General features: G+C 70.2%; 10 protein-coding genes. 6 read left to right on the top strand and 4 right to left on the bottom strand.

Going from position 1 to position 10,692, the window contains the following annotated elements; genetic code table 11:
* The first annotated feature begins 113 nt into the window (after positions 1-113).
* The 6 genes from ACFVYS_RS30240 (at position 114) to ACFVYS_RS30215 (ending at position 6,101) form a co-directional block, all read left to right on the top strand.
* Complete coding sequence (locus ACFVYS_RS30240; protein WP_389507136.1) at positions 114-1,325, top strand: phosphoglycerate kinase; 1,212 nt, start codon at positions 114-116, stop codon at positions 1,323-1,325.
* 6 nt (positions 1,326-1,331) lie between these two features.
* Positions 1,332-2,108 (top strand): triose-phosphate isomerase, encoded by a 777-nt coding sequence (gene tpiA / locus ACFVYS_RS30235; protein ID WP_057599382.1) that lies wholly within the window; start codon positions 1,332-1,334, stop codon positions 2,106-2,108.
* 127 nt (positions 2,109-2,235) lie between these two features.
* Positions 2,236-2,466, top strand: coding sequence for a preprotein translocase subunit SecG (gene secG / locus ACFVYS_RS30230; protein WP_020131907.1), 231 nt, complete (start codon positions 2,236-2,238; stop codon positions 2,464-2,466).
* 211 nt (positions 2,467-2,677) lie between these two features.
* The gene (locus ACFVYS_RS30225; RefSeq protein ID WP_006373288.1) at positions 2,678-3,013 is read left to right on the top strand and encodes an RNA polymerase-binding protein RbpA; all 336 of its coding nucleotides are present in this window, start codon (positions 2,678-2,680) and stop codon (positions 3,011-3,013) included.
* A 410-nt stretch (positions 3,014-3,423) separates the two neighbouring features.
* Complete coding sequence (gene pgi / locus ACFVYS_RS30220) at positions 3,424-5,076, top strand: glucose-6-phosphate isomerase (protein ID WP_389507133.1); 1,653 nt, start codon at positions 3,424-3,426, stop codon at positions 5,074-5,076.
* Between the two features lie 101 nt (positions 5,077-5,177).
* Complete coding sequence (locus tag ACFVYS_RS30215; RefSeq protein WP_389507132.1) at positions 5,178-6,101, top strand: hypothetical protein; 924 nt, start codon at positions 5,178-5,180, stop codon at positions 6,099-6,101.
* Positions 6,102-6,131: 30 nt separating this feature from the next.
* On the opposite strand, the gene pgl is transcribed toward ACFVYS_RS30215, so the two are convergent.
* From pgl to tal, 4 genes are read right to left on the bottom strand one after another with little or no spacing between them, the layout of a single operon-like run.
* Entirely contained in the window at positions 6,132-6,914 is a 783-nt protein-coding gene (gene pgl / locus ACFVYS_RS30210) for a 6-phosphogluconolactonase (RefSeq protein WP_389507130.1), read from the bottom strand.
* Complete coding sequence (gene opcA, locus ACFVYS_RS30205; protein ID WP_389507129.1) at positions 6,911-8,044, bottom strand: glucose-6-phosphate dehydrogenase assembly protein OpcA; 1,134 nt, start codon at positions 8,042-8,044, stop codon at positions 6,911-6,913. The genes pgl and opcA overlap by 4 nt, the downstream gene beginning before the upstream one ends.
* Complete coding sequence (gene zwf / locus ACFVYS_RS30200; RefSeq protein ID WP_389507127.1) at positions 8,041-9,564, bottom strand: glucose-6-phosphate dehydrogenase; 1,524 nt, start codon at positions 9,562-9,564, stop codon at positions 8,041-8,043. Before zwf ends, opcA begins: the two co-directional genes overlap by 4 nt.
* A gap of 4 nt (positions 9,565-9,568) precedes the next feature.
* Positions 9,569-10,687 (bottom strand): transaldolase, encoded by a 1,119-nt coding sequence (gene tal, locus ACFVYS_RS30195; protein ID WP_389507125.1) that lies wholly within the window; start codon positions 10,685-10,687, stop codon positions 9,569-9,571.
* Positions 10,688-10,692: the final 5 nt, after the last annotated feature.

Raw genomic sequence — 10,692 nt, 5'->3', positions numbered from 1 at the left:
GCGCAGGGACGCGCCGCCCGAGCCCTGACGCACGTACGGATCAGCCTTCCTCACGGTCCCCGGCGACCACGAGTGATCACGAGTACCACGAGCCCTCCTCAGGAGCCCCCGTAATGAAGACGATCGACGAACTTCTCACCGAAGGCGTCGCAGGCAAGCGGGTCTTCGTCCGCGCCGACCTCAACGTGCCGCTCGACGGCGGCACCATCACCGACGACGGCCGCATCCGCGCCGTCCTGCCCACCGTCAAGGCCCTCGCGGACGCGGGCGCCAAGGTGGTCGTCGCCTCGCACCTGGGCCGCCCCAAGGGCGCGCCGGACCCGGCCTTCTCCCTCGCCCCCGCCGCCGCCCGGCTGGGTGAACTCCTCGGCACGGCCGTGGCCTTCGCGACCGACACGGTCGGCGAGTCCGCGCGGTCCACGGTGGAGGGCCTCACCGACGGCCAGGTCGCCGTCCTCGAGAACCTGCGCTTCAACGCGGGCGAGACCAGCAAGGACGACGCCGAGCGCGGCGCCTTCGCCGACCGGCTCGCCCAGCTCGCCGACCTCTACGTCGGCGACGGGTTCGGGGCGGTGCACCGTAAGCACGCCTCCGTCTACGACCTCCCGGCGCGGCTGCCGCACGCGGCCGGCTTCCTGATCGCCACCGAGGTCGGCGTCCTGAAGCAGCTCACCGAGGACGTCAAGCGGCCCTACGTCGTCGCCCTCGGCGGCTCCAAGGTCTCCGACAAGCTCGCCGTCATCGACCAGCTGCTCGGCAAGGCCGACCGCCTCCTCATCGGCGGCGGCATGGCCTTCACCTTCCTCAAGGCGAAGGGGTACGAGATCGGCGCCTCCCTCGTCCAGGACGATCAGCTGCCCGTCGTCAACGAGTACGTCGAGCGCGCCGAGAAGAACGGCGTCGAGCTGATCGTGCCCGTCGACGTCGTGGCCGCGGCCCGGTTCCCGGACCTGAAGACCAAGGCCCCGTCCGACCCCGTCACCGTCGCCGCGGACGCCATTCCCGCCGACCTGATGGGCCTCGACATCGGTCCCGAGACCGGTGCCCTGTACGCCTCGAAGCTCGCCGACGCCGGCACCGTCTTCTGGAACGGCCCCATGGGCGTCTTCGAGCACCCCGACTACGCCGAGGGCACCAAGGCGGTCGCCCAGGCCCTCATCGAATCCCCGGCCTTCACGGTCGTCGGCGGCGGCGACTCCGCCGCGGCCGTCCGTCTCCTGGGCTTCGACGAGAACGCATTCGGCCACATCTCGACCGGTGGTGGCGCCTCCCTCGAATACCTCGAGGGCAAGACGCTCCCCGGCCTCGCCGCACTGGAGGGCTGACCCCGTATGACCACTCGCACGCCGCTGATGGCGGGCAACTGGAAGATGAACCTCAACCACCTCGAGGCCATCGCCCACACCCAGAAGCTCGCTTTCGCCCTGGCCGACAAGGACTACGAGGCCGTCGAGGTCGCCGTCCTGCCGCCCTTCACCGACCTGCGCTCCGTGCAGACCCTGGTCGACGGCGACAAGCTGAAGATCAAGTACGGCGCCCAGGACATCTCGGCGCATGACTCCGGTGCCTACACCGGCGAGATCTCCGGCTCGATGCTCGCCAAGCTGAAGTGCACGTTCGTGGCGATCGGCCACTCCGAGCGCCGCCAGTACCACAACGAGACCGACGAGCTCGTGAACGCCAAGGTCAAGGCCGCCTACAAGCACGGCCTGACCCCGATCCTGTGTGTCGGTGAGGAGCTGGACGTCCGCGAGGCGGGCAACCACGTCTCCCACACCCTCACCCAGGTCGAGGGCGGCCTGAAGGACCTGCCGGCCGAGCAGGCCGAGACGATCGTGATCGCCTACGAGCCCGTCTGGGCCATCGGCACCGGCAAGGTCTGCGGTGCCGAGGACGCGCAGGAGGTCTGCGCCGCCATCCGCGGCAAGATCGCCGAGCTCTACACCCAGGAGCTGGCCGACAAGGTGCGCATCCAGTACGGCGGCTCCGTGAAGTCCGGCAACGTCGCCGAGATCATGGCGCAGGCCGACATCGACGGCGCGCTGGTCGGCGGTGCCTCGCTGGACGCCGACGAGTTCGTCAAGATCGTGCGCTTCCGCGACCAGTGATCCGAGCTGTGTGTATGCGGTAGCGGCGATCCGTCGTACCCTTGCGGGGGCATAGCGGTTGTCGCTATGCCCCCGTCGTTCGTCCGAGTCGTTATCCGAATCCGAGGAAGTTGGTCCAGCCGTGGTTTTGGGGTTCTCGATCGCCCTGATCGTCTTCAGCCTGCTGCTGATGCTGCTGGTGCTGATGCACAAGGGGAAGGGCGGCGGTCTCTCCGACATGTTCGGTGGCGGCATGCAGTCCTCCGTCGGCGGCTCCTCGGTCGCCGAGCGCAACCTCGACCGCATCACCGTCGTGATCGGGCTGCTGTGGTTCGCCTGCATCATCGTTCTCGGCATCGTCATGAAGACGAACAGCTGATCAGCTTCGCACAGTCACGCACATTCCGGTACGTAAGGCCCCATGTTCGGTACGCGCAGCTGAGCGCCGCCTATCATGGGGCTTGCGTCTAGGTGTGGAAGCTGTAACTCCAATCACTGGACGCGCGTTGGGCCTTACGTAGACTGAGGCGCTCGCAGCGAAGCGAAACGCCGACTCGCTTTGCGGCACCATCACGCAGGGAGTTACGACCGTGGCAAGTGGCAACGCGATCCGAGGAAGCCGGGTCGGGGCGGGGCCGATGGGCGAGGCCGAGCGGGGCGAGTCCGCGCCGCGTCTGCGCATCTCCTTCTGGTGCTCCAACGGACACGAAACGGTGCCCAGCTTCGCCAGCGACGCGCAGGTTCCCGACACCTGGGACTGCCCGCGCTGCGGCTTTCCCGCCGGGCAGGACCGGGACAACCCCCCGGCCCCGCCGCGAACCGAGCCCTACAAGACGCACCTCGCCTATGTGCGGGAGCGACGCAGCGACGCGGACGGCGAGGCGATCCTCGCCGAGGCGCTCGCCAAACTGCGGGGCGAGATCTGACGAACCGAGACCGGCCGGGTGCCCGAGGGCGCCTGGCCGGACGTGTATTCGCGCGCGCATGTTCGCCCGCGGGCCGTCCGACAGTGGTGCCCTTCGCGCGCCCGTGCGGCGCGCCCCGGTGGACCTCGAGGCCCTCGGCGGGGCCCACGCCTGCCTGATGACCGGTGACCCAGCCGGCCGGCGCACTCCGGTCGGCCTGTTCGCGCGCGCCGAAACGGCGGCACGGCCCCGCTCGTGGTGCGCACCCGCCGTCGCCGCGTTGATACCCGCGGGCCGGGCGGACGTACCTGTTGTTGTCCCGTTCGACCGTGGCCCGTCCGCTCACCCGACGCGCTGATCAACTAGGTTGGAACCGGCGGGGCAAGGCGTGCGCAGCACGGACAGATGAGGAAAGAGGGCTGAAGTCCGACATGAACGCAGACGGCCGTACGAGGCTCAACCAGACGCCCGAGTGGACCGCTCTGGCCAAACACCGCGAGGAACTCGGTGAGGTACGGCTGCGGGAGCTGTTCGCCGCCGACCCCGAGCGCGCCGCGGGATACACGCTGCGGGTCGGTGACCTGCACATCGACTACTCCAAGCACCTCGTCACCGACGAGACGCTGCGGCACCTGCGCGAACTGGCCGTCGCCACCGACGTCTTCGGCCTGAGGGACGCCCTGTTCCGCGGCGAGAAGATCAACACCACCGAGGACCGCGCCGTCCTGCACACGGCCCTGCGCGCCCCGCGCGACGCGGTGATCGAGGTCGACGGGGAGAACGTCGTCCCGGCGGTGCACGTCGTGCTCGACAAGATGGCCGGCTTCGCCGAGCGGGTCCGCTCCGGCGCCTGGACCGGCCACACCGGCCGGCGTATCCGCAACGTGGTGAACATCGGCATCGGCGGCTCCGACCTGGGCCCGGCGATGGCCTACGAGGTGCTGCGCGGCTACACCGACCGCGATCTCACGGTCCGTTTCGTGTCCAACGTGGACGGCGCCGACCTGCACGAGGCCACCCGCGACCTGGACCCGGCGGAGACGCTGTTCATCATCGCGTCGAAGACCTTCACCACCATCGAGACGATCACCAACGCGACCTCGGCCCGCAGTTGGCTGCTCAACGGGCTGGGCGGCGACGACCGGGCCGTCGCCAGGCACTTCGTCGCGCTGTCGACGAACGCGGAGAAGGTCGCGGACTTCGGCATCGACACGGCCAACATGTTCGAGTTCTGGGACTGGGTCGGCGGTCGTTACTCCTTCGACTCGGCGATCGGCCTGTCGCTGATGATCGCCATCGGCCCGGACCGGTTCCGCGAGATGCTCGACGGCTTCCACCTCGTCGACGAGCACTTCAGGATCGCGCCCGCCGAGTCCAACGTGCCGCTGCTGCTGGGCCTGTTGGGGATCTGGTACGGCAACTTCCACGACGCGCAGTCGCATGCCGTGCTGCCCTACAGCCACTACCTGTCGAAGTTCGCCGCCTACCTCCAGCAGCTGGACATGGAGTCCAACGGCAAGTCGGTCGACCGGGACGGCCGGCAGGTCGACTGGCAGACCGGCCCCATCGTCTGGGGCACGCCGGGCACCAACGGACAGCACGCCTACTACCAGCTCATCCACCAGGGCACCAAGCTCATCCCCGCCGACTTCATCGGCTTCGCCGAGCCGGCCGCCGAGCTGAGCGACGAACTCAAGGCACAGCACGACCTGCTGATGGCCAACTTCTTCGCCCAGACCCAGGCGCTGGCCTTCGGCAAGACGCCCGAGGAGGTGCGTGCCGAGGGTGTGCCGGAGGAGCTGGTGGCCCACAAGACGTTCCGGGGAGACCACCCCACCACCACGATCCTCGCCCGTGAGCTGACCCCCTCGGTCCTCGGCCAGCTCGTCGCGCTCTACGAGCACAAGGTGTTCGTGCAGGGCGCGGTGTGGAACATCGACTCCTTCGACCAGTGGGGCGTGGAGCTCGGCAAGGTGCTCGCCAAGCGCGTCGAACCCGCCCTCACCGAGGGCGCCGAGGTCCCCGGCCTGGACGCGTCCACCAAGGCCCTGGTCGCCAAGTACCGGGAGCTGCGCGGCCGGTAGCGGTCACCGGACGGGCGAAACGGGAAGCGGGCGGCGGCCGGCCGTCCGCTTCCCGTAGACTCCCCGGCGATCATGAGTCCGAACTCTCGGGGGAGAGCAACGTGACCGGTGCACGCAGGAGTTGGACCGACGGCTCGCTGTCCGTCCGCTCGTTCCTGAAGCCCCACAAGGCGGCGTGGGCGGTGTTCCATCCGGCGTGGATACCCCAGGCGCTCGATCCGACGGTGGAGCGGCTCAAGCGCGGCAGGGTCATCGCCGGGGCGGTGGCGGCCGTCGGCGTCTACACCTTCGTCCAGGGCGGCTTCGCCTTCGAGGAGATGCTGGAGAACACGGCGATCGCCTCCGCCGTGCTGTTCTTCCTCACCCCGGTGACGGTCGGCGTGATGCTCTTCGTCTGGCGGCGCACCGGCACCGTCCGGCAGCTGAAGAGGCCGCTCCTCGACTCGCTCAAGTTGCTGCTGCTCTTCATCGGCTGTGTCATGACGACCGTGGTGATCTTCCGGTCGAGCGAGCTGCTCGGGCTGGTGCCGAGGATGCTGCTCACCCTCGTGGGCCTCTGGATGGCCTTCTTCGTGATGGCCGGCGCCGTCCGGCTCTCCGGGAACTTCTTCGGTTCCGCCGCCGTGCACCGCTGTCTGCCGCCGCTGCTCGCCACGGTGACGACCTGGCTGATGGCCGTCCCCGATCTGATCACCGGCGACCTGCACGGTCTCAGCTTCACCATGGGCATCGTCTTCATCCTGGGCGCACCGGTGACGGTCACCGGGCTCGCGCTGCTGGAGATGCGCCGCCTCAAGCGGCGGTACGGCATCCGGCTGTCGGCCCACCCGGCCTCCCTGCCGCCGACACCCGCAGGGGCGCCGCCCCAGGTCCCGCCGCAGGGAAACCCGTACGGACACCCGCAGGGACAGCCGTACGGGCAGCCGTACGCACCGCACCCGGGGCAGCCGTATCAGCCGTATCCCCAGGGCAACCCGTACGGGTCCTACGGGGCCCACAACGGGCAGAACCCGTACGGCGGTTGACCGTACGGGTTCTGTGCGGCGGTGACCGCGTCAGGCGGATGCCGGGGGGTACAGCGACCTCGGGAGCCGGGAGGCCGCCGCCGCGTCCAGCAGCCACAGGGTGCGGGAGCGGCCCCGGGCGCCCGCCGCGGGGGCCTGGATCTCGCCCGCGCCGGACAGGGCGATCGCCGCGGCCTGCGCCTTGTCCTCACCGGCCGCGAGCAGCCACACCTCACGGGCCGCCCGGATCGCCGGGAGGGTGAGGGTGACCCGGGTCGGCGGGGGCTTGGGCGCGCCGCGCACACCCACCACCGTGCGCTCGGTCTCCCGCACGGCCGGCAGCTCAGGGAAGAGCGAGGCCACATGGGTGTCCGGGCCGACGCCCAGCATCAGGACGTCGAAGGTGGGCACGTCGCCGTGGTTCTCGGGGCCGGCCGCGCGGGCCAGCTCCTCCGCGTAGGCGGCCGCGGCAGCCTCCACGTCGGCACCGTACGGACCGTCGGACGCGGGCATGGCGTGCACGCGCTTCGGGTCCACCGGGACGGAGTCCAGCAGGGCCTCACGGGCCTGCGTGACGTTACGCTCCGGGTCGCCCTCGGGCAGGAAGCGCTCGTCGCCCCACCACAGGTCCAGCCGGGCCCAGTCGACGGCGTCACGGGCGGGCGCGGCGGCCAGCGCGGCCAGCAGGCCGTTGCCGTTGCGGCCGCCCGTGAGGACCACGGATGCCTGGCCCCGGGAGGCCTGGGCGTCCACGATCTTCGTGATGAGACGGGCCGCGGCGGCCTGTGCCATCAGTTCCTTGTCGTGGTGCACGACCAGCTGGGGAGTGCTCACTGCGGATCCGCTTTCCTGACCGGGGGCATCTGCGCCGGAGTCGGCCGGTCGGCGTCGCCGTGGCCCGCCGGAGCGGCGGACGGCGGAGCCGACGCGGCGTCACGGCCCGCGGACGCCGGGTCCGGCACCGCGCGGACCGGGAGGGACGGTGTGGGCTGGCCGGCGGCCTCGGCCCGCTCCGCCTCCCGCTCCGCGGCCGACTGGATCCCGCCCAGCCGGTCCACGCCGAACCGCAGGGCCGACGCGTACGTGTCGTCGGGGTCGAGCCTGCGCAGCTCCTCCGCGAGCAACTCGGACGTCTCGCGGCGCTTCAGCGCCACCGCGCGGTCGGGCTGGCCCGGCAGCGCCAGCGTGGCCATCGAGCCGTCCGACCGGTGCAGTGTGATCGGACCGCCGGTCGTCTCCATCCGGACCTGGGTCAGACCGGGACCGGCCGAGATCGCGCGGCGGACGTGCACATGGAGCCGGTCGGCGAGCCACATGGCGAGCAGCTCGACGCTCGGGTTGGCCTCCTCGCCCGCCACTTCGGCGGAGACGATCTCGCAGCTGACCTGGTCGAGAGCGGCGGCCAGCATCGAGCGCCACGGGGTGATCCGGGCCCACGCCAGGTCGGTGTCGCCCGGCTCGTAGCTCTCGGCACGGGCCCGGAGCTCGTTGATGGGCTTCTCGGCCGCGTAGCTGTCGGTGACCCGGCGCTGGCCCAGGGCGCCCAGTGGGTCGCCCGCGGGGTCGCGCGGGGCGTCCACCGACCACCAGACCACCACCGGCGCGTCCGGCAGCAGCAGCGGCAGGACGACGGACTGGGCGTGGTCGGAGACCTCGCCGTACAGCCGGAGGATCACCGTCTCGCCGCTGCCCGCGTCCGCGCCCAGCCGTACCTCGGCGTCGAGGCGGGACTGGGTGCGGCCCCGGGGGGACCGCGAGACACGCTTGATGACCACGAGCGTGCGCGAGGGGTGCTCGTGCGACGCGTCGTCGGCGGCCTTCAGGGCGTCGTAGGCGTTCTCCTCGTCCGTGACGACGACGAGGGTGAGCACCATGCCGACGGCGGGCGTGCCTATCGCACGCCTGCCCTGCACCAACGCCTTGTTGATCTTGCTGGCAGTGGTGTCCGTGAGGTCTGTCTTCATGGCCGGCGCCAGCTCCGTCCGTCTCGCTCGAGCATCTCGTCGGCCTCGACGGGCCCCCACGTGCCCGACGGGTACTGCGCGGGCTTGCCGTTCTTGTCCCAGAACCGCTCGATCGGGTCGAGGATCTTCCAGGACAGCTCCACCTCTTCCGTGCGGGGGAAGAGGTTCGAGTCGCCCAGCAGCACGTCCAGGATGAGACGCTCGTACGCCTCGGGCGAGGACTCCGTGAAGGACTCGCCGTAGGCGAAGTCCATCGACACGTCCCGGATCTCCATCGAGGTGCCGGGCACCTTGGAGCCGAAGCGGACCGTGATGCCCTCGTCGGGCTGGACGCGGATGACGATCGCGTTCGCGCCGAGCTCCTCGGTGGCCGTGGAGTCGAAGGGGGAGTGCGGGGCCCGCTGGAAGACCACCGCGATCTCGGTGACCCGGCGGCCGAGGCGCTTGCCGGTGCGCAGATAGAAGGGGACGCCCGCCCAGCGGCGGTTGTCGACCTCGAGCTTGACGGCCGCGTAGGTGTCGGTCTTCGACTTGGGGTCGATGCCGTCCTCTTCGAGGTAGCCGACGGCCTTCTCGCCGCCCTGCCACCCGGCCGCGTACTGGGCGCGCACGGTGGCGAGGCCCAGGTCCTTCGGCAGCCGCACGGCGCCGAGCACCTTGGTCTTCTCGGCGGCCAGCGCGTCCGCGTCGAAGGAGGCCGGCTCCTCCATGGCCGTGAGGGCCATCAGCTGGAGCAGGTGGTTCTGGATGACGTCACGGGCGGCGCCGATGCCGTCGTAGTATCCGGCCCGGCCGCCGATGCCGATGTCCTCGGCCATCGTGATCTGGACGTGGTCCACGAAGGACCGGTTCCAGATCGGCTCGAACATCGTGTTGGCGAAGCGCAGCGCCATGATGTTCTGGACGGTCTCCTTGCCCAGGTAGTGGTCGATGCGGAAGACCTGGTCCGAGCCGAAGACCTCGTGGACGACCTTGTTGAGCTCCTCGGCCGAGGCGAGGTCGTGACCGAAGGGCTTCTCGATGACCGCGCGTCGCCAGGAGCCGTTCTTCTGGTCGGCCAGCCCGTGCTTCTTCAGCTGCTGGATGACCACCGGGAAGGACCGCGGCGGCACGGAGAGGTAGAAGGCGAAGTTGCCGCCCGTGCCCTGCGCCTTGTCGAGTTCCTCGATCGTGCCGCGCAGCCGCTCGAAGGCGTCGTCGTCGTCGAAGGTGCCCTGCACGAAGCGCATGCCCTGGACGAGCTGCTGCCAGACCTCCTCGCGGAAGGGCGTACGGGCGTGCTCCTTGACGGCGTCGTGGACCTCCTGTGCGAAGTCCTCGTGCTCCCACTCGCGGCGGGCGAAGCCGACCAGCGAGAAGCCCGGCGGCAGCAGACCCCGGTTGGCGAGGTCGTACACGGCGGGCATGAGCTTCTTCCGGGACAAATCGCCCGTGACGCCGAAGATGACCAGGCCCGACGGCCCCGCGATACGCGGGAGCCGTCGGTCGGCGGGGTCACGCAGCGGGTTGCTGCTCGACAAGATTTCAGCCCTCCGAGGGGGCGAGGCGCTGGAGCTCCGCCTCGGTCGACTTGAGCAGGTCGTTCCAGGACGCCTCGAACTTGTCCACGCCCTCGTCCTCGAGGAGCTGGACCACCTCGTCGTAGGAGATGCCGAGCTTCTCGACGGCGTCGATCTCGGCGCGGGCCTGCTCATAGGTGCCGGCGACGGTGTTGCCGGTGATCGAGCCGTGGTCCTCGGCGGCGAACAGGGTCGCCTCCGGCATGGTGTTCACCGTGTTCGGGGCGACCAGGTCGTCCACGTACAGGGTGTCCTTGTAGGCGGGGTCCTTCACACCGGTGGAGGCCCACAGCGGACGCTGCTTGTTGGCGCCCGCCTTCTCCAGCGCGGCCCAGCGCTCGCCGGCGAAGACCTCCTCGTACGCCTGGTAGGCGAGCCGGGCGTTGGCCAGGCCCGCCTTGCCGCGGGCGGCCTTGGCCTCGTCGGTGCCGAGCGCGTCGAGCCGCTTGTCGATCTCGGTGTCCACGCGGGACACGAAGAAGGACGCCACGGAGTGGATCTTCGACAGGTCCAGGCCGCGGTCCTTGGCCTGCTCCAGGCCGGCCAGGTAGGCCTCCATGACCTGGCGGTAGCGCTCCAGCGAGAAGATCAGCGTGACGTTGACGCTGATGCCGAGGCCGATGACCTCGGTGATCGCCGGCAGGCCGCCCATCGTGGCCGGGATCTTGATGAGCGTGTTGGGGCGGTCGACCAGCCAGGCGAGCTGCTTGGCCTCGGCGACCGTCGGCTTGGTGTGGTGCGCCAGGCGCGGGTCGACCTCAATGGACACCCGGCCGTCCTGGCCGCCGGTGGCGTCGAAGACCGGGCGCAGGATGTCGGCGGCGTCGCGGACGTCCGCCGTCGTGATCATGCGGATGGCCTCTTCGACCGTGACCTTGCGGGCGGCGAGGTCGGAGAGCTGCTGGTCGTAGCCGTCGCCCTGCGAGATCGCCTTCTGGAAGATCGACGGGTTGGTGGTGACGCCCACGACGTGCTGCTGGTCGATCAGTTCGGCCAGGTTGCCGGACGTGATCCGCTTGCGCGACAGGTCGTCCAGCCAGATCGCGACGCCTTCTTCGGAGAGGCGCTTGAGTGCGTCTGTCATGGAAT

Source organism: Streptomyces sp. NPDC058295 (genome assembly GCF_042880655.1).
Lineage (GTDB): Bacteria > Actinomycetota > Actinomycetes > Streptomycetales > Streptomycetaceae > Streptomyces > Streptomyces coriariae.
The sequence above is the reverse complement of the archived record's forward strand: the minus strand, read 5'-3'. Positions and strand labels throughout refer to the sequence as shown.